At 60.6% G+C, this 18,827-nt stretch carries 16 protein-coding genes; 14 read left to right on the forward strand and 2 right to left on the reverse strand.

The annotated features are described in order from the left end of the window. Positions 1-437: 437 nt before the first annotated feature. The 6 genes from thiI (at position 438) to CAG18_RS10800 (ending at position 7,811) form a co-directional block, all read left to right on the forward strand. On the forward strand, positions 438-1,892 hold the full coding sequence (gene thiI / locus CAG18_RS10775; RefSeq protein ID WP_085720875.1) for a tRNA uracil 4-sulfurtransferase ThiI: 1,455 nt from the start codon (positions 438-440) through the stop codon (positions 1,890-1,892). Positions 1,893-2,019: 127 nt separating this feature from the next. Continuing rightward, on the forward strand, positions 2,020-3,840 hold the full coding sequence (typA, locus tag CAG18_RS10780; RefSeq protein ID WP_003259874.1) for a translational GTPase TypA: 1,821 nt from the start codon (positions 2,020-2,022) through the stop codon (positions 3,838-3,840). Between the two features lie 352 nt (positions 3,841-4,192). Then, positions 4,193-4,777, forward strand: coding sequence for a 2OG-Fe(II) oxygenase (locus CAG18_RS10785; RefSeq protein WP_080604908.1), 585 nt, complete (start codon positions 4,193-4,195; stop codon positions 4,775-4,777). A 6-nt stretch (positions 4,778-4,783) separates the two neighbouring features. Then, positions 4,784-5,584, forward strand: a complete 801-nt coding sequence (locus tag CAG18_RS10790) for a hypothetical protein (RefSeq protein WP_015272113.1) — start codon at positions 4,784-4,786, stop codon at positions 5,582-5,584. Positions 5,585-5,628: 44 nt separating this feature from the next. Next, complete coding sequence (locus tag CAG18_RS10795) at positions 5,629-6,177, forward strand: hypothetical protein (RefSeq protein ID WP_015272112.1); 549 nt, start codon at positions 5,629-5,631, stop codon at positions 6,175-6,177. Positions 6,178-6,386: 209 nt separating this feature from the next. Then, positions 6,387-7,811: a PhoPQ-activated pathogenicity-related family protein gene (locus CAG18_RS10800; protein WP_085720876.1), complete on the forward strand. Its 1,425-nt coding sequence runs from the start codon at positions 6,387-6,389 to the stop codon at positions 7,809-7,811. 9 nt (positions 7,812-7,820) lie between these two features. On the opposite strand, the gene CAG18_RS10805 is transcribed toward CAG18_RS10800, so the two are convergent. Continuing rightward, the gene (locus CAG18_RS10805) at positions 7,821-8,225 is read right to left on the reverse strand and encodes a YkgJ family cysteine cluster protein (protein WP_046613485.1); all 405 of its coding nucleotides are present in this window, start codon (positions 8,223-8,225) and stop codon (positions 7,821-7,823) included. Between the two features lie 184 nt (positions 8,226-8,409). On the opposite strand from CAG18_RS10805, the gene CAG18_RS10810 reads away from it, so the two are divergent. From CAG18_RS10810 to CAG18_RS10830, 5 genes are all read left to right on the forward strand, one after another. Continuing rightward, a complete protein-coding gene (locus CAG18_RS10810) occupies positions 8,410-10,860 on the forward strand; it encodes a glycogen/starch/alpha-glucan phosphorylase (RefSeq protein WP_085720877.1) in 2,451 nt (816 codons plus the stop codon). Positions 10,861-11,051: 191 nt separating this feature from the next. Next, a complete protein-coding gene (locus tag CAG18_RS10815; RefSeq protein WP_013974568.1) occupies positions 11,052-12,062 on the forward strand; it encodes a class 1 fructose-bisphosphatase in 1,011 nt (336 codons plus the stop codon). Positions 12,063-12,065: 3 nt separating this feature from the next. After that, complete coding sequence (locus CAG18_RS10820) at positions 12,066-12,662, forward strand: DUF924 family protein (protein WP_013974567.1); 597 nt, start codon at positions 12,066-12,068, stop codon at positions 12,660-12,662. A 295-nt stretch (positions 12,663-12,957) separates the two neighbouring features. Next, positions 12,958-13,212 carry an outer membrane protein assembly factor BamE gene (gene bamE / locus CAG18_RS10825; protein ID WP_003249234.1) on the forward strand — a complete coding sequence of 85 codons (255 nt, stop codon included), beginning with the start codon at positions 12,958-12,960 and terminating at the stop codon, positions 13,210-13,212. Then, complete coding sequence (locus CAG18_RS10830) at positions 13,209-13,781, forward strand: lipocalin family protein (RefSeq protein WP_003259870.1); 573 nt, start codon at positions 13,209-13,211, stop codon at positions 13,779-13,781. Before bamE ends, CAG18_RS10830 begins: the two co-directional genes overlap by 4 nt. 116 nt (positions 13,782-13,897) lie before the next feature. On the opposite strand, the gene CAG18_RS10835 is transcribed toward CAG18_RS10830, so the two are convergent. Beyond that, a complete protein-coding gene (locus CAG18_RS10835) occupies positions 13,898-15,262 on the reverse strand; it encodes a formimidoylglutamate deiminase (RefSeq protein WP_085720878.1) in 1,365 nt (454 codons plus the stop codon). 145 nt (positions 15,263-15,407) lie between these two features. Here CAG18_RS10835 and hutC point away from each other — a divergent pair, with 145 nt between their 5' ends. From hutC to hutU, 3 genes are all read left to right on the forward strand, one after another. Next, entirely contained in the window at positions 15,408-16,118 is a 711-nt protein-coding gene (gene hutC, locus CAG18_RS10840; protein ID WP_013974563.1) for a histidine utilization repressor, read from the forward strand. Continuing rightward, the gene (locus CAG18_RS10845; protein WP_085720879.1) at positions 16,115-16,687 is read left to right on the forward strand and encodes a HutD family protein; all 573 of its coding nucleotides are present in this window, start codon (positions 16,115-16,117) and stop codon (positions 16,685-16,687) included. The genes hutC and CAG18_RS10845 overlap by 4 nt, the downstream gene beginning before the upstream one ends. A gap of 437 nt (positions 16,688-17,124) precedes the next feature. Further along, positions 17,125-18,798 (forward strand): urocanate hydratase, encoded by a 1,674-nt coding sequence (gene hutU, locus CAG18_RS10850; RefSeq protein ID WP_015272106.1) that lies wholly within the window; start codon positions 17,125-17,127, stop codon positions 18,796-18,798. Positions 18,799-18,827: the final 29 nt, after the last annotated feature.

An 18,827-nucleotide genomic window follows, 5' to 3' on the forward strand; every position in this document is an offset into this window, starting at 1 on the left:
CCGCTGCCCTGGAAAAAGGGTGTTGCCGGGCGCGGATAGTCGGCCAAGCTTACCTGCCTCACAAGGGAGCAAATTGCATGCCAGTGCCCGAAAATGGCGAGGGCGGGATAAAAGGGGGCGTTTGCGGGCATCTGGGGGTGGGTTGCCGGGGAAAAGTGCACTCTTAAGATGCGAATTTTGGTAGCAGTGCACCAATAGTGTGCATTGCTTGAGTTGTGTGCTTTCTTTGAGGGCCTCATCGCCGGCAACCAGCTCCCACAGGTAGGGCGCAGGTCTTGAGAACTGTGGATAGCCTGTGGGAGCTGGCTTGCCGGCGATGAGGCCGGTGCAGGCAATATAAATCCGACCTTCTGTACAAAAGTTGGTCAAATCCTGAGCAATTTCCGCTATAATTCGCGCCCCTCATTTTCGGCAGGCCCTGCGCGCGCTGTTAACCAATGAAACTTATCGTCAAAGTCTTCCCAGAAATCACCATCAAGAGCCGGCCGGTGCGCAAGCGCTTCATCCGCCAGCTCGGCAAGAACATCCGCAACGTGCTCAAGGACCTCGATCCTGAGCTCGTGGTCGATGGTGTCTGGGACAATCTCGAAGTGGTCACCCGCGTCGAAGACGAAAAGGTCCAGCGCGAGATGATCGAGCGCCTCACCTGCACCCCGGGTATCACCCACTTCCTGCAGGTAGAGGAATACCCGCTCGGCGACTTCGATGACATCGTCGCCAAGTGCAAGCAGCACTTCGGCCACCTGCTGGCCGGCAAGCACTTCGCCGTGCGCTGCAAGCGCGGTGGTCACCACGACTTCACCTCGATGGACGTCGACCGTTACGTCGGCAGCCAGCTGCGCCAGCAGTGCGGCGCCGCCGGCATCGAGCTGAAGAACCCGGAAGTGCTGGTGCGCATCGAAATCCGCGACCAGCGCCTGTACGTGATCCATAACCAGCACCAGGGCATCGGCGGCTACCCGCTGGGCGCCCTGGAGCAGACACTGGTACTGATGTCCGGTGGCTTCGACTCCACCGTGGCGGCTTATCAGATGATGCGCCGCGGCCTGATGACCCACTTCTGCTTCTTCAACCTCGGTGGCCGTGCCCACGAGCTGGGCGTGATGGAAGTGGCTCACTACCTGTGGAAGAAGTTCGGCAGCAGCCAGCGCGTGCTGTTCATCAGCGTGCCGTTCGAGGAAGTGGTCGGCGAGATTCTGAACAAGGTCGACAACAGCTACATGGGCGTGACCCTCAAACGCATGATGCTGCGTGGTGCCGCGCACATGGCCGACCGCCTGGAGATCGATGCCCTGGTCACCGGCGAAGCGATTTCCCAGGTGTCCAGCCAGACCTTGCCGAACCTGTCGATCATCGACTCGGCCACCGACAAGCTGGTGCTGCGCCCCCTGCTGGCCAGCCACAAGCAGGACATCATCGACCAGGCCTACGCGATCGGCACTGCCGACTTCGCCAAGCACATGCCAGAATACTGCGGCGTGATCTCGGTAAACCCGACCACCCACGCCAAGCGCCACCGCATGGAGCATGAAGAGAAGCAGTTCGACATGGCCGTGCTGGAGCGCGCCCTGGAACGCGCCCGGTTGATCTCCATCGACCATGTGATCGACGAACTGGGCAAGGACATCGAAATCGAGGAAGTGACCGAGGCGCTGCCCGGCCAGATCGTCATCGACATTCGTCACCCCGATGCCCAGGAAGACGAACCTCTGGTGCTGGACGGTATCGAAGTCCAGGCCATGCCGTTCTATGCCTTCAACAGCAAGTTCAAGCAGCTGGATGCCAACCGCCAGTACTTGCTGTATTGCGACAAAGGTGTGATGAGCCGTCTGCACGCACACCACCTGCTCAGTGAGGGACATGCCAATGTGCGTGTTTATCGTCCGGCATAAGACGCCAGGGCTGTATGGCGGCAGCATCCGCCATCGCCCTCCCGACCACCGGGCCCGCTGAGCCTCAAACCGTACATATTCGCCGCCTACACTGGCGGCAACCGAATCCTCTGATCGAGATACAGTTGTGATCGAAAATCTGCGTAACATCGCCATCATCGCCCACGTTGACCATGGTAAAACCACCCTGGTCGACAAACTCCTGCGCCAGTCCGGCACCCTGGAGCGTAACGAGCTCAACGACGAGCGCGTGATGGACTCCAACGACCAGGAAAAAGAGCGCGGCATTACCATCCTGGCGAAAAACACCGCCATCAACTGGAACGGCTACCACATCAACATCGTCGACACCCCTGGCCACGCCGACTTCGGTGGCGAGGTTGAGCGTGTAATGTCGATGGTCGACTCCGTGCTGCTGCTGGTCGATGCCCAGGACGGCCCGATGCCGCAAACCCGCTTCGTGACCAAGAAGGCTTTCGAAGCTGGCCTGAAGCCGATCGTCGTGATCAACAAGGTTGACCGCCCGGGTGCGCGTCCTGACTGGGTTCTGGACCAGATCTTCGACCTGTTCGACAACCTCGGTGCCACCGATGATCAGCTGGACTTCCAGGTTGTCTACGCCTCGGCCCTGAACGGCATCGCCGGTCTGGACCACACCGACATGGCCGAAGACATGACCCCGCTGTACCAGTCGATCGTCGACAACGTACCGGCGCCGAACGTTGACGTCGATGGCCCGTTCCAGATGCAGATCTCCGCTCTGGACTACAACAGCTTCCTCGGTGTTATCGGCGTTGGCCGTATCGCCCGTGGTCGTATCAAGCCGAACACCCCGGTTGTTGCCATCGACACCGAAGGCAAGAAGCGTAACGGCCGTATCCTCAAGCTGATGGGCCACCACGGCCTGCACCGCGTCGACGTTGAAGAAGCCCAGGCTGGCGACATCGTCTGCATCAGCGGTTTCGACGAGCTGTTCATCTCCGACACTCTGTGCGACATGAACAACGTCGAGGCGATGAAGCCACTGACCGTTGACGAGCCGACCGTTTCGATGACCTTCCAGGTCAACGACTCGCCGTTCTGCGGCAAGGAAGGCAAGTTCGTCACCAGCCGTAACATCAAGGAACGTCTGGACAAAGAGCTGCTGTACAACGTTGCACTGCGCGTTGAAGAAGGCGACTCGGCTGACAAGTTCAAGGTTTCCGGCCGTGGTGAGCTGCACCTGTCGGTTCTGATCGAAACCATGCGTCGTGAAGGCTTCGAGATGGCTGTGGGCCGCCCTGAAGTGATCATCCGCGAAGTCAACGGCGTGAAGCAGGAGCCGTTCGAGAACGTCACCATCGATATCCCTGAAGAATCCCAGGGCAAGGTCATGGAAGAAATGGGCCTGCGTAAGGGCGACCTGACCAACATGGCGCCGGATGGCAAAGGCCGTGTACGTCTGGAGTACAACGTACCTGCTCGTGGTCTGATCGGTTTCCGTAACCAGTTCCTGACCCTGACCAACGGTGCCGGCATCCTGACCTCGATCTTCGATCGCTACGACACCATGAAAGCCGGCCAGATGTCCGGTCGTCTGAACGGTGTACTGGTTTCGATCGAGACCGGCAAGGCGCTGACCTACTCGCTGGAAACCCTGCAGGCTCGCGGCAAGCTGTTCATCGAGCACGGCCAGGACATCTACAACGGTCAGATCATCGGCCTGAACAGCCGTGACAACGACCTGGGCGTGAACCCGACCAAAGGCAAGAAGCTCGACAACATGCGTGCTTCGGGCAAAGACGAAGTCATCGCCCTGGTACCGCCGGTTCGCCACACCCTGGAACAGGCCCTGGAATTCATCCAGGACGATGAGCTGTGCGAAGTGACTCCGAAGTCGATCCGCCTGCGCAAGAAGATCCTGGACGAAGGCGAGCGTACCCGCGCGGCCAAGAAAGCCAAGGCTTGATCGTCTAGCTTGAGCTGAAACGAAAACGCCCCCGGTCGAAATGCCGGGGGCGTTTTTTTATGTCCAATTCTGAGTGAAGCCAAGGGCAGTGGCTGCCTGCGGTCTCTCACGCACACGTGCTTTTATCATGGTAAATGCTTGGGGGCTGGTAAAGCTTCAGGTTGGTGTCAGTCTGAAAAAAGTTTTTTTGAGGTAAAGAAAATTGGAACTCGTTATGGCGACTAAATCTGTTATCACGTCAAGGCTATGGTAAAGGTCACCGGCTGAGCGGCTGTTTCCCTGTGTGAGAATATCTAAAGGTGTTTTAACTTTCAGTCTCCAATCGCTATGTTGAGATCAGGAGATTGAAGTAATGGTAGGTTTGACTGCTTGTAAAAATATCTGTGTGATTGATGATGGAATAACGGACGAAGAGCACACGAAAATATTGAGGCTCCTAACTGGCTCGCTCTGGCGTTATGGCTGGCCCTATCCTTATGCTCCCCTTGATCGTCCATGTTGGCACAGTTTTATCGCCGGTACTCGCAGAAATGAATTGGAAGACTGTGAGCAAGAACTACGAGAGCGACCGGACTGGGCTTTTCTGGCGAATATCTGGGCACGTATCAAGGCTGCGCATATGCCTTCGGCGACCCTGTTAGGGGTATACGCCAATGGTCAAACAAGCAGCCAGGATGGTCCTATTCATCGTGACAATACAGCCGAGGCGCCAGGGAAAACTGTAATGCTGTTTTGCAGCGAGTACTGGGCCACCTGCTGGGGTGGTGAGCTTGTATTCTACGACGCTGACAAAGAAAGTATTGTGCTGTCGGTACAGCCTAAGCCGAGGCGGGTTGTAATCTTCAATGGGGAAGTGCCGCATGGTGCTCGGGCGCCTGGTGTGAGTTGTAATCGGCTGCGTATGAGCATCGCCTTCAAGACATTGATCAGGGAGTAGCGAAAGATGATCAAAACACTTGAGATTATCTTGGGCTACGTTGAAAAACCGGTAGCGGTGGGTGCGGCAGCTACTTCCCTGACGGATCAGTACAATAGCGACAAGTCAGGGTTCGTTCTAGTGAATCAGAGTGCCCAAACCGGAGCTGCAGTCGCCGGGATCACGTCAATAGTAAAGCTGACTGCGGGTTTTACACCCTTCCTCAATATCAAGGTGAATACGCTTGCTGCGACTACAGTATTTCTAAAAATTACTGCTCAGTACAAGACCGACCAGAAATTTGAAAAAGGTGACGTCCTGAGCCTGGTTGGAAATGTTGCGGGGATTGTCGGCAGTATAAGCTTGCTTGCTGGGGCTGGCACTCCCGCAGTTATTTTCACTGCTGTGGGCGTTGGGGCTAATGCCTTGGGGATACTCAATTCCGATGCGGCAACAAATTTGTATCATTCTTTTATCGCACCTGTAGTGCAAAAACATTTCGTTGCAAATACAAATGCCACCTACCCTGATTACTGGGTAGCGCCGGACTTGGCCCTTGCATCGCTCGCCCAAATCAGCGCAATCTATGCGGGCCGAGTTGCGGTAACCCAGTGGAACCCGGATACGCAAGGCGTGCTGCTTGGAAGCGACCTTTCTCACCTGTACGGAATATCTGGCGGCGGCGGGGGTGGCTATATTGAGCCGGACTTCGGTGGCGGGCCTATGGTATTCCCATTGCCGGAACTCCCCAGGTGGAATATTGATATAGGTCCTATAGAGATCATCCCGCCTGGCGGGGGCGTAGGTGGAGTTGATAGGTATCATTAAAGATTTTTAGGTGATTTTCCTATTTAAAATAGCAGGAGGGGCGTGTGCAGTCATTTTCTGGATTCATAAAGTTGCTCAGAGTGTCCCCTCCTTTAAAGCGAGCTCAATTGCTTGCGATTGTCGTGATTACGATGCTTGCAGGTGTTGCGCTTTATTTCAGTCAGCTGGAAGTATATAAGGCCCCTGATTTGTCTAGGCTACTAGTTATCGAGGGGCGAGTATCCGGTTATCCAGACGTTTGGGAGCATAACCGTTCGCTAGTACATTTTGGCGTAGCATATAAGCTTGATGGAAGGCGGGAGGGTAAACGTGTTTATACTTACCGGAAGTTGTATGAGGCATCGGGGCTTCGTATCAATGCGAAGGTTATTCTTACAGTGGAACGTGGGGATGATGGTAGCACCGTGCGTGAACTCGCCACGTTGGACGGGCAAATACTCTACGACGATCGTCTCAATCAACAGGTCGTGGTTTGGAACAATGAATCGATAATGTCCACGGTCGTGTTGGGTACCTTGGCATCAATAGTGACCGCCATAGCCGCGATCGTTATGGTTGTACTTCATCTGCGCGACCTTGCTCGGCAGGGTTGATATAGAAATAGAGCTATTCCCATTTTGCTCGTTCGAGTCAAAACGCCCTCGCACGCATCGCCGGGGGCGTTTTTGTTTGTATGACGCAGGTTTTTTGTAGGTGATATCTCAAGCTGATGTAGGTTGCATCCTTCACGGCCTTTTGCGACTTGTGCGCGCTTGTTGTGATGCCTAGCGTGAAGTGCTTTCTCGAAGCCGGAAGCATGCACATGAATTACCGTTTAGCGCTGGCCATCCCCTGCCTGATGGCAGGCTTGCAGGCTTGCACCATGCAGGATTGTGCCAGCCTGCGTCCGCAGGATGTTGTCCAGTGCCATATTGGCAAGGTGCGTCAGGCACCCTTGGAAGCCGTATTGCTCGAGCAAGCCTCCGAGCCTGGGTATGCGTTCCGTCGCTTGCAGATGGTTTCGCAGGTTTGGGAACCAGCGCCGGTGGTTGAGCCGCGCCGCTGGGAGCATGATGTCGAGCTGCATATCCCGCACAATGCCGTGCCCGGCAAAGCCTTGCTGGTGGTGAACAACGGTGTACGGTTCGGACCGGCGCAAACCCCGGACTATACCCGCGAGGCATTGCGCGAGGTCGCCCTCAAGGCACGGATGGCCGTGGTCATGATCAGCGATGTGCCCAATCAGTACGTGACCTTCAACGATAACGAGAAGCCCTTGCGCGAGGATGACGCCGTGGCCCATACCTGGGCTCATGCGCTTCGCGGCGCCGCGCCGGAATTGCCACTGCACGTGCCGATGGCCGCGGCGGCAAGCCGGGCGATGGATCTGGCCGAGCAAGAGCTGGCAGGGCAAGGGCTCACGGTGGACCGCTTCATTATCACGGGTGCCTCCAAGCGCGGCTGGAGCGCATGGCTCACGGCATTGGCCGATGAGCGGGTGGTGGCCATCGTGCCCAGTGTGATCGACGTCGCGGATACTTCGGACATGCTGGCCGGATTGCGCAAGCGTTATGGTGGTCACTGGCCCTTGGCGCTGGGTTCCTACCAGCAGGCTGGTGTCCTGCAGCAGCTGGGCACCCCGGCATTCGAGCGGCTGATGGCGATGATGGACCCGATGCAGTACCTGAACGAGAAAAGGCAGCGTCTGGCCATTCCCAAGTACCTGGTGTCCGCCAGTGGTGACGATTTCTTCGTCCCTGACCCGGTCACCGATTATCAGCAGCGCCTGCCGGGCCAGACCAGCCTCAGGGTATTGCCGAACTCCGACCATGGCGGGGTGCGTCAAGCGGTAGTCAGTACCTTGGTACCTGCGGTGTCGCGCTTGCGCGATGGGGCCCCTCTGCCAAGCGTGCAGGTGTCGCCGAACGGGCAAGGCGGGCAGATGACCGTCGAATTCTCCGAGCCGCCAGTGGCGGTTAAGGTCTGGACGGCGAGCAACAGCCAGGACCGTGACTTCCGCTATGCCTGTGGGGTGCGCTACCAGGCCGAGACACTCGCGCCTGTGCAGCAGTTTACCCTGCAACGCACGGCACCGGCGGCAGGCTGGCAGGCGCAGTTCGTCGAGGCGAAATTTGCTGACGGCTTCATCGCAACCAGCTCGGTCAGTGTGCTGCCGCGCACCTATCCTGAACATCCGCCGATGGACCAGGGTGGTTCGTGCAGAAGCTTCCCTGCAGGTGGGAGATGAAAGGTTGACCTAGCGCGAGGCCACCTTTGGCTTGTAAGCACAATAACCTGGCCGCGGCCCGACCTTGGGGTGGTTGCGGCAGGTATCCGGCCGCTTGTCATAAATGGTGCACAGCCGGCTTTTACGATCCAGATACAGGCAGTCATCATTGCTCATCCGGGTCAGGGTGAAGATCCCCGACTTCTGGTTGAAGCGTTCGATGATGCCGTCCTTCTGCAGGCGCTTGGCGATGTTCTTCGGCGGTTCGTCTTTCTCGAACTCGTCGACCACGCCGATACGGATCAGATCCTTGATCTTCACCTCCACCGGCAGGGTGCAGCAGGTCGAATGGCAGCCATGGCACATGTTGCTGGTGTAGCGCTGCCAGGTCTCCAGGCGGTCGACTTCGGCTGCGGCGATCAGGGTCGTTTTCATCTTTATGGGGTGTATCACGGTCTTGGGGCGCGCGATCATACCGGAATTGTTCAATTTATGAACAACCTTTTGCCGGAATCGCAAAGTGGGCATGAAAACTGCGAACGCTAACTGTCACTCCCTGTCGAAGGGTCTAGGCTCAACAGTCTCCCTCCGTTTTCGTCAACTTGCCCGAGGATGCCGCATGTCCCAGGAACCCAAAGCTCGTGACGCCGAGGTGGCCGAATTTCGCGCCGCTGTACTGGACAAGCTGACCTACGCGGTTGGCAAGGACCCAGAGCACGCCTTCGACCACGACTGGTTCGAGGCCATCGCCCTGGCCGCGCGCGATCACATGGTCGATCACTGGATGGACCACACCCGCCAAGCGTATCGCCGCAGCCAGAAGCGGGTCTATTACCTTTCTCTCGAATTCCTCATCGGCCGGCTGCTGTACGACAGCCTGAGCAACCTGGGCCTGCTCGACATTGCCCGCGACGCATTGGAAGGGCTGAACGTGGACCTGGAGCGCATTCGCCTGCTCGAGCCCGATGCTGCGCTAGGCAACGGTGGCCTGGGCCGCCTGGCGGCATGCTTCATGGAAAGCATGTCGACCCTGGGCATTGCCGCCCACGGCTATGGCATCCGCTATGAGCACGGGCTGTTCCGTCAGGCCATGGTCGATGGCTGGCAGCAGGAGCAGACCGAGAACTGGCTCGACTTCGGCAACCCTTGGGAGTTCGAGCGCGCCGAGGTGATCTACCCCATCAGCTTTGGCGGCAGCGTCGAAACGGTGCACGACACCCACGGCCAGCAGCGTCAGGTGTGGTGGCCGGGCGAGACCGTGCGGGCGGTGGCCTACGATACCCCGGTGGTCGGTTGGCGCGGGGCCAGCGTCAATACCCTGCGCCTGTGGCGTGCGCGGGCGCTGGAAGAGCTGCACCTGGAACGCTTCAATGCCGGCGACCACCTGGGCGCGGTGGCCGAGGTGGCGCGGGCCGAAAGCATTTCGCGGGTGCTGTACCCGGCCGACAGCACCGAGGCGGGCCAGGAACTGCGCCTGCGGCAGGAATACTTCTTCGTCTCGGCTTCGTTGCAGGACCTGCTGCGCCGCCATCTGAACATGCACGACAACCTGCTCAACCTGCCGGATGCGGCGGCCATCCAGCTCAACGACACCCACCCGTCGATCGCCGTGGCCGAGCTGATGCGCCTGCTGGTCGACCAGCATGAGATCCCTTGGGATACCGCCTGGGAGCTGACCGTCGGCACCCTGGCCTACACCAACCACACCTTGCTGCCCGAAGCCCTGGAAACCTGGCCCGTTGCGCTGATGGAACGCATGCTGCCGCGGCACATGCAGATCATCTACCTGATCAACGCCTACCACATCGACGCGCTGCGGGCGAAAGGCCTGCACGACTTCGACGTGTTGCGGGCTGTGTCGTTGATCGAGGAAGACAATGGCCGCCGGGTGCGCATGGGCAACCTGGCGTTCCTCGGCTCGCACAGCGTCAACGGTGTGTCGGCGCTGCACAGCAAGCTGATGAAAAGCACGGTGTTCGCCGAGCTGCACAAGCTCTACCCGCAACGGATCAACAACAAGACCAACGGCATTACCTTCCGCCGCTGGCTGTACCAGTCCAACCCGCAGCTGACCGCGATGTTGATCGAGGCGCTGGGCCCTGAGCTGCTGGACGACCCCGAAGGACGCCTGGCCAATCTGGTACCGTTCGCCGACAAGAGCGGTTTCCGCAAGCAGTTCGCCGCGCAGCGCCTGCACAGCAAGCGTGCCCTGGCCAGCATCATCCAGGACCGCCTGGGCGTTACGGTGAACCCCGAGGCGTTGTTCGACGTGCAGGTCAAGCGCATCCACGAATACAAGCGCCAGTTGCTCAACCTGCTGCACACCGTGGCGTTGTACCAGGCCATGCGCAACGACCCCGGTACCGACTGGGTGCCGCGGGTGAAGATCTTCGCCGGCAAGGCCGCGGCCAGCTATCACCAGGCCAAGCTGATCATCAAGCTGGCCAACGACATCGCCCGGGTGGTGAACAACGACCCCACCGTGCGCGGCCTGCTGAAGGTGGTGTTCCTGCCCAACTACAACGTCAGTCTGGCTGAAAGCATCATCCCGGCGGCGGACCTTTCCGAGCAGATCTCCACCGCCGGTTACGAAGCGTCCGGCACCAGCAACATGAAGTTCGGCCTGAACGGTGCCCTGACCATCGGCACCCTGGATGGTGCCAACGTCGAGATGAGCGAGCAGGTGGGTACCGAAAACATGTTCATATTCGGCCTTACTGCGCAGCAGGTGGAGGCCAGGCGGCGCGACGGTGACTTTGGCGCCAGTGCGGCGATTGCCACGTCCAGCCGCCTGAACGATGTGTTGCAGGCTGTTCGCAGCGGGGTGTTCTCACCGGACGACCCGTCGCGCTACAGCGCGCTGATCGACGGGCTGGTAGCTCATGACCGTTTCCTGGTGTGTGCCGATTTCGATGCCTACTGGGATGCCCAGCGACGGGTCGAGGAGCTGTGGCACACGCCGCAGGAATGGTGGCGCATGGCGGTGCTGAATACCGCGCGGATGGGCTGGTTCTCCTCGGACCGGACCATTCGGGAATATGCCAGCGAGATCTGGAAGGCTCTGGATTAAGGTAAGCCTGTGCCGGCCTCTTCGCGGGCGTACCCGCGAATGGGCCCACAACCAGACCACCGGCCTGGCGCGCGCTGAACTACCAACCTATTGTGCCGTCTGAGAGCCGTGGCGAGTCTCATCACTCGCTAGCCCGCAACTCTCCCTGTAAACTGCGGGGGTTTTTATCCCCAATCCTTTCGGAGCCATACATGTCCCGCGTTACCCTTAGTCGCTATCTGATTGAGCAGACCCGCAGCAACAATACCCCTGCCGATCTGCGCTTCCTGATCGAAGTGGTGGCGCGTGCGTGCAAGGAAATCAGCCATCACGTTTCCAAAGGCGCCCTCGGTGGCGTGCTGGGCAGCATGGGCACTGAAAACGTGCAGGGCGAAGTCCAGAAGAAACTGGACGTGATTTCCAACGATATCCTGCTGGAAGCCAACGAGTGGGGCGGCCACCTGGCCGGCATGGCTTCCGAAGAAATGGACAACGCCTACCAGATCCCGGGCAAGTACCCGAAAGGCGCCTACCTGCTGGTATTCGACCCGCTGGACGGCTCGTCCAACATCGACGTCAACGTTTCGGTCGGCACTATCTTCTCGGTACTGCGTTGCCCTAACGAATACCTGAGCCAGAACGAAACCCTGAACGAAAAAGCCTTCCTGCAACCAGGCACCCAGCAGGTTGCCGCCGGTTACGCCATCTACGGCCCGCAGACCATGCTGATCCTGACCCTGGGCAACGGCGTCAAGGGCTTCACCCTGGACCGCGAACTGGGCAGCTTCGTCCTCACCCACGAAAACATCCGCGTGCCGGAAACTACCGCAGAATTCGCCATCAACATGTCCAACCAGCGCCACTGGGAAGCCCCGGTTCAGCGTTACGTGGGGGAACTGCTGGCAGGCGAGACCGGCCCGCTGAAGAAAAACTACAACATGCGCTGGATCGCCTCGATGGTGGCCGACGTACACCGCATCCTGACCCGTGGCGGCCTGTTCATGTACCCACGTGACGCCCGCGAACCGAGCAAGCCGGGCAAGCTGCGCCTGATGTACGAAGCCAACCCGATGTCCTTCATCATCGAACAGGCCGGCGGCGCCTCCACCAACGGTTACGATCGCATCCTCGATATCCAGCCAGAAAGCCTGCACCAGCGTGTGTCGGTAATCCTCGGCTCGAAGGAAGAGGTCGAGCGCGTCACCGCCTACCACAAGGAGTAAGTCATGCTCGCACCTTGGCAGCCGTTGCTGGAGTGGTGGTTCGGTTGGGGCACCAGTCCCCAGGCCGTGGCTGACGAGAAGAGCACGCTGTGGTTCGGCAAGCATCATGACGCCGACGCCCATGCGCTGTTTGGTGATCTGGTCGAGCATGCCCTGGCGGGTGGGCTCGACGAGTGGCAGCAAAGCCCGCAGGGCTGGCTGGGCCTGCTGATCCTGCTGGACCAGCTGCCGCGCATGATCTACCGCGACACGCCGCGTGCCTTCGAGGGCGACCGGCGTGCTCAGGTGGTGGCGATGCAGGGTTTGCAGAAGAACTGGGATTACCAGCTGCTGCCGATACAGCGGGTGTTCGTGCTGCTGGTACTGGAACATGCCGAAGTGCTGGACTGGCAGAACCTGTGCGTCGAGCGCTACCAGGTGCTGCTGGACGAGCAGCCCGAAGCCAACCGCCGGTTGTTCGAAGGCTTCCTCGACTATGCCGAGCAGCACCAGCGGGTAATTGCCCGTTTCGGGCGCTTCCCGCACCGCAACCTGGTGCTGGAGCGGCCGAGTACCAGCGAAGAGATGGACTTTTTGCTGGAGCCTGGGTCCAGGTTCTGATTCCAGGGTTGGCGGGATCCTTGTAGGAGCAGCCTTGTGCTGCGAAGTGTCCCTCGCTGCCCATGCATCCCTGTTGGCCTCACCGGCCCTTTCGCAGCACAAGGCTGCTCCTACAGTACGTAGGGGCGGCCTTTTTGTTTGTGCGGGGTAATTCTTTGTGATTAATCGCACAGTAGTGGCCATCCGACCAATGGTGTAGGGGTAGAGGAGGGGGAGCAGGGAACCTGGGAGGGTTTTTACCGTCGAAGGTCACTGCAGGCCACTCGCCTGTATCCCCTCTCCAGGAGTGTCCTTCATGTCGTTGCGTTCCCTCGCCCTGTTGTCGCTGTGCGTCGTTCTGACTGCCTGCAGCAAGATCAATCAGGAAAACTATTCCAAGATCAAGGCCGGTATGAACAAGGCCGAGGTCGAGCAGCTGCTCGGCACGCCGACCGAGTGCTCTGGCGCGCTGGGCATGAGCAGCTGCACCTGGGGGGACGAGAAGAGCTTCATCAGTGTGCAGTACGCGGCTGACAAGGTGCTCATGTATTCAGGGCAGGGTCTCAAATGAGGCGCGTTTATCTGCTGATGGGGGTATGCCTGGCGTTGCTGCTGGGCGGTTGTGCCGGCTCCGTGCACGACCCGCTGGCGCCGAAAACCGCGGGCAACATCGACCTCAAGCGCTACCAGGGCAAGTGGTACGAACTGGCGCGCCTGCCAATGCGCTACCAGACCGGCTGTGAGCAGTCCGAAGCGCACTACAACCTCAGGCTCGATGGTAGCCTCGGCGTGCTCAACCGCTGCCGCACCATGGGTGACGAATGGCTGCGCGCCGAGGGGCATGCGAACATCCAGGAGCCAGGGCACACCGACAAGTTGTGGGTCGAGTTCGACAACTGGTTCACCAAGCTGGTGCCAGGGGTGGCGAGGGGCGAGTACTGGATCCTGTATGTGGATGATCGCTATCGCACGGCGGTGGTCGGCAGCCCGGACCGCAAGCACTTGTGGCTACTGTCGCGTACGCCGACGCTACCAGCCTGGGAGCGCGAGAACCTGATGTCCAAGGCCCGGCAGCAGGGTTATGACACCAGTCGGCTGATCTGGCGCGCGTCGGACCAGCAGATCGTCAAGATGCACTGAATTTCTGGGGGCTGCTTTGCAGCCCATCGCGACACAAGGCCGCTCCTACAGGGGAACGCACATTCCTGTAGGAGCGGCCTTGTGTCGCGATGGGCCGCAAAGCGGCCCCAATAAACTCACCCCAACAGCTGTCGCAACACCTCGGCAAACGCCAGCGCGCTTTGCTCTTCCTGCGCATGCCGCCCCTGGCGCACCACCCACAGCCCATTCACCATCACATCCCGCACCTGGCGATCGCCGCCTGCAAACAGCCAGCGGTTGAGAATCGCATCCCCATCGGCCATGGCGATGTAAGGGTCCTGCCCATCGAGCACCAGCCAGTCGGCGCGCTTGCCCACTGCCAGTTCCCCGACCGCCTGCCCCAGCGCCTGCGCACCGCCCGCCAGGGCAGCGTCATACAACGTCCGCCCGACCATCGGCTGGTCGCCGCGATACAGGCGGTTACGCCGCTGGTCGCGCAGTCGCTGGCCATATTCCAGCCAGCGCAGTTCCTCCACCACGCTCAGCGACACATGGCTGTCCGAACCAATGCCCATGCGCCCACCCTGCGCCAGGTAGTCCACTGCCGGGAAAATCCCGTCGCCCAGGTTGGCCTCGGTGGTCAGGCAAAGCCCGGCTACCGCGCCGCTGCGGGCCATGGCGGTGACTTCACCCGGCTCTGCGTGGGTGGCGTGCACCAGGCACCAGCGTGGGTTCACGTCCACGTGCTCGTACAGCCACTGCAGCGGGCGCAGGCCGCTCCAGGCCAGGCAGTCGTCGACTTCCTTCTGCTGCTCGGCGATATGGATATGCACCGGGCACTGTTTGTCGCTGGCTGCCAGCACTTCGGCGATCTGCCCAGGCGTCACCGCGCGCAGCGAATGGAAGCACAGACCCAGTTGCTGCGCGGGTTGCGCGGCCAGCAGCGGGGCCAGCTGCGCTTGCAGTTGCAGGTACTGTTCAGTGGAATTTATGAAGCGCCGTTGCCCGTCATTCGGGGCTTGGCCGCCGAAGCCTGCATGGCTGTACAGCACCGGCAGCAAGGTCAGGCCAATGCCGCTGTCGGCTGCCGCCGCGCTGATGCGGTGGGACAGTTCGGCCGGGTCGGCGTAGGCCCTGCCGGCCTGGTCATGGTGCACGTAGTGGAACTCGGCGACCGAGGTATAGCCGGCCTTGAGCATTTCGATATACAGCTGGCGGGCGATGACCTGCAGCTGCTCCGGACTGATCTGGCCGACCAGGCGGTACATCAGGTCGCGCCAGGTCCAGAAACTGTCGTTGGGGTTGCCGGCGACTTCCGCCAGCCCTGCCATGGCGCGCTGGAAGGCATGCGAGTGCAGGTTGGGCATGCCGGGCAGCAGCGGGCCGGCCAGCCGCTCGGCGCCTTCGGCCGAGGCACCCGGTTCGATGCGGGCCACATGGCCATCACTGGTGACCTCGATGCGGACATGGCTGGCCCAACCCGTGGGTAGCAGGGCGCGTTCGGCGAAGTAGGCGGACATCGGTGAAAATCCTGTTATTGTTAACTTGTATATACATATACAGGCGTTTGCCTGCCGGGTAAACTGCGGCAAGCTACCGCTCATTCCATTTGCACAAGGATCCAACGCCGTGCCGACACCTCCTGTCTCCGCGCTGGTTGCCCAGATGGGCGAGGGCCCGGCTCCGCTTTACGCCCGGGTCAAACAGATGATCATCCAGCAGATCGACAACGGCAGCTGGCCACCGCATCACCGGGTACCCTCGGAGAGCGAACTGGTCAGTGAGCTGGGCTTCAGCCGCATGACCATCAACCGCGCCCTGCGCGAGCTCACTGCCGAAGGCCTGCTGGTGCGCATGCAAGGGGTCGGTACCTTCGTGGCCGAGCCCAAGGGGCGTTCGGCGCTGTTCGAGGTCAACAACATTGCCGACGAAATTGCCGCGCGTGGCCACCAGCATAGCTGCCAGGTGATCACCCTCACCGAGGAAACGGCCGGTTCCGAGCGGGCCCTGGCCCTGGATATGCGCGAAGGCCAGCGAGTGTTCCACTCGCTGATCGTGCATTTCGAGAACGGCGTGCCGGTGCAGATCGAGGACCGCTACGTCAATGCGGCGATTGCCCCCGACTACCTCAAGCAGGACTTCACCCGGCAGACGCCATACGCCTACCTGTCGCAGGTGGCGCCGCTGACCGAGGGTGAGCACGTGGTAGAGGCAATCCTGGCCGAGCCGGAAGAATGCCGCCTGTTGCAGATCGAGCGGGGCGAGCCCTGCCTGCTGATCCGCCGTCGCACCTGGTCCGGCCGCCAGCCGGTGACTGCCGCGCGGCTGATCCACCCCGGTTCCCGTCATCGCCTGGAAGGACGTTTCAGTAAATGAGTCAGCTGCAGTTGTTGCGTGCGCAGGGCTACCCGCGCATGCCGTGGAAGAACGGTGGCGGTTTCACCGAAGAGATTACCCGCGACAGTGGCGAAGGCCTGGACGGCTTTGGCTGGCGCTTGTCGATTGCCGATATCGAGGAGTCCGGTGGCTTTTCCACCTTCGCCGGCTACCAGCGGATCATCACCGTGCTGCAGGGTGACGGCATGCGCTTGCTGGTGGACGGCCAGGCCAGCCGGCCGTTGCTGCCGTTCGATGCCTTTGCCTTCAGCGGCGAGAGCCAGGTCAGCTGCAAGCTGCTGGGCGGGGCGATCCGTGATTTCAACCTGATATATGCACCGCAGCGCTACCGGGCGCGGTTGCAGTGGTTCGATGGCACCAGCCGTTTGTACAGTTCGGCGTCGACGGTGTTGCTGTTCGCCGCCAGCAGCCAGGTCGAGGTTGGCATTGCCGGGCGCGAGACTCAGCGGTTGGGGTTGTATGACTGCCTGCGGCTGGAGGGCAATGACCAGTTGTTGGGGTTGAATGTGCAGGGGCGGTTCTGCCTGATCGAGTTGGTGGGGCGCTGAGGGGTTCGCCTGTAGTTTTTTGTCGCCTGTAAGATCGAGCGCCGCCCGCGCGGCGCTTCGCGGGGCAAGCCCGCTCCCACATTTGTTGCAACGTGGCCATGTCTGTCAGGCCATAGTTGTCAGCCTTGTTGGTCTGACTCAATTTCTCGGCTGGCGCTGCGGCCGCCTCACCCGTCTCAAGACATGCACCAAGGCAGGCAACCATGGCCTGACAGGTTCGGCACGTTGCAACAAATGTGGGAGCGGGCTTGTCCCGCGAAGCGCCGCGCGGGCGGCGCTCGATCTCACTGGCGCAGAAAGAATCAACGCATGCACCAAGCCATTCAGCGGAAAAGTCCAATTATTTTGGTTGTCCGTGCTTGTACATACAAGTAAAGGTGTGTTTGTATATCTACCACGACATACCCGCCCGCGGACGACCGCAGAGGACCTTTCCCGTGACCGACAACAACAAATACCGTGACGTTGAAATCCGTGCCCCACGTGGCAACAAGCTGACTGCCAAAAGCTGGCTGACCGAAGCGCCACTGCGCATGCTGATGAACAACCTCGATCCACAGGTCGCGGAAAACCCGAAGGAACTGGTGGTGTACGGCGGTATCGGCCGCGCTGCCCGTAACTGGGCGTGCTACGACAAGATCGTCGAGACCCTGACCCGCCTGGAAGACGACGAAACCCTGCTGGTGCAGTCGGGCAAGCCGGTCGGCGTGTTCAAGACCCACAGCAACGCCCCGCGCGTACTGATTGCCAACTCCAACCTGGTGCCGCACTGGGCCAACTGGGAACACTTCAACGAACTGGACGCCAAGGGCCTGGCCATGTACGGCCAGATGACCGCCGGCAGCTGGATCTACATCGGCAGCCAGGGCATCGTCCAGGGCACCTACGAAACCTTCGTCGAAGCCGGTCGCCAGCATTACGGCGGCAGCCTGAAAGGCAAGTGGGTACTGACCGCTGGCCTGGGCGGCATGGGCGGCGCCCAGCCACTGGCCGCCACCCTGGCCGGTGCATGCTCGCTGAACATCGAGTGCCAGCAGAGCCGTATCGACTTCCGCCTGGAAACCCGTTACGTCGACGAGCAGGCCACTGACCTCGACGACGCCCTGGCACGCATTGCCAAGTACACCGCCGAAGGCAAGGCCATCTCCATCGCCCTGCACGGCAACGCTGCCGAAATCCTGCCAGAGCTGGTCAAGCGTGGCGTGCGCCCGGACATGGTCACCGACCAGACCAGCGCCCACGACCCGCTGAACGGTTACCTGCCAGCCGGCTGGACCTGGGAACAGTACCGCGACCGCGCACAGACCGAACCGGCTGCAGTGGTCAAGGCCGCCAAGCAGTCGATGGCCGTGCACGTACAAGCCATGCTCGATTTCCAGAAGCAGGGTGTTCCGACCTTCGACTATGGCAACAACATCCGCCAGATGGCCAAGGAAGAAGGCGTGGCCAATGCCTTCGACTTCCCTGGCTTCGTGCCGGCCTACATCCGCCCGCTGTTCTGCCGTGGCATCGGCCCGTTCCGCTGGGCGGCGCTGTCCGGTGATGCCGAAGACATCTACAAGACCGACGCCAAGGTCAAGGAACTGATCCCCGACGACGCCCACCTGCACCGCTGGCTGGACATGGCTCGCGAGCGCATCAGCTTCCAGGGCCTGCCGGCACGTATCTGCTGGGTTGGCCTGGGCCTGCGCGCCAAGCTGGGCCTGGCGTTCAACGAAATGGTACGCAGCGGCGAGCTGTCGGCACCGATCGTGATCGGCCGTGACCACCTGGACTCCGGTTCGGTGTCCAGCCCCAACCGTGAAACCGAAGCCATGCGCGACGGTTCCGACGCTGTCTCCGACTGGCCGCTGCTCAACGCCTTGCTGAACACCGCCGGCGGTGCTACCTGGGTTTCGCTGCACCACGGTGGTGGCGTGGGCATGGGCTTCTCCCAGCACTCTGGCATGGTCATCGTCTGCGACGGTACCGATGAAGCCGCCGAGCGTATCGCTCGCGTGCTGACCAACGACCCAGGGACCGGTGTGATGCGTCATGCCGATGCCGGTTACGACATCGCCATCGACTGCGCCAAGGAGCAGGGCCTGGACCTGCCGATGATCACTGGCTGATCGCCACGCTTTGGATCGCACCCCACGAG

This window comes from Pseudomonas sp. B22(2017), from assembly GCF_002113105.1.
In the GTDB taxonomy this organism is placed as follows: domain Bacteria; phylum Pseudomonadota; class Gammaproteobacteria; order Pseudomonadales; family Pseudomonadaceae; genus Aquipseudomonas; species Aquipseudomonas asiatica.

Coding starts and splice junctions, on each gene's coding strand:
- CAG18_RS10835 (WP_085720878.1), bottom strand. CDS start 15,262: ATGTCCGCCTACTTCGCCGAACGCGCCCTGCTACCCACGGGTTGGGCC.
- CAG18_RS10845 (WP_085720879.1), top strand. CDS start 16,115: ATGAGTCAGCTGCAGTTGTTGCGTGCGCAGGGCTACCCGCGCATGCCG.
- CAG18_RS10805 (WP_046613485.1), bottom strand. CDS start 8,225: ATGAAAACGACCCTGATCGCCGCAGCCGAAGTCGACCGCCTGGAGACC.
- hutC (WP_013974563.1), top strand. CDS start 15,408: ATGGGCGAGGGCCCGGCTCCGCTTTACGCCCGGGTCAAACAGATGATC.
- CAG18_RS10820 (WP_013974567.1), top strand. CDS start 12,066: ATGCTCGCACCTTGGCAGCCGTTGCTGGAGTGGTGGTTCGGTTGGGGC.
- bamE (WP_003249234.1), top strand. CDS start 12,958: ATGTCGTTGCGTTCCCTCGCCCTGTTGTCGCTGTGCGTCGTTCTGACT.
- CAG18_RS10815 (WP_013974568.1), top strand. CDS start 11,052: ATGTCCCGCGTTACCCTTAGTCGCTATCTGATTGAGCAGACCCGCAGC.
- CAG18_RS10830 (WP_003259870.1), top strand. CDS start 13,209: ATGAGGCGCGTTTATCTGCTGATGGGGGTATGCCTGGCGTTGCTGCTG.
- CAG18_RS10810 (WP_085720877.1), top strand. CDS start 8,410: ATGTCCCAGGAACCCAAAGCTCGTGACGCCGAGGTGGCCGAATTTCGC.
- CAG18_RS10800 (WP_085720876.1), top strand. CDS start 6,387: ATGAATTACCGTTTAGCGCTGGCCATCCCCTGCCTGATGGCAGGCTTG.
- CAG18_RS10785 (WP_080604908.1), top strand. CDS start 4,193: ATGGTAGGTTTGACTGCTTGTAAAAATATCTGTGTGATTGATGATGGA.
- thiI (WP_085720875.1), top strand. CDS start 438: ATGAAACTTATCGTCAAAGTCTTCCCAGAAATCACCATCAAGAGCCGG.
- CAG18_RS10790 (WP_015272113.1), top strand. CDS start 4,784: ATGATCAAAACACTTGAGATTATCTTGGGCTACGTTGAAAAACCGGTA.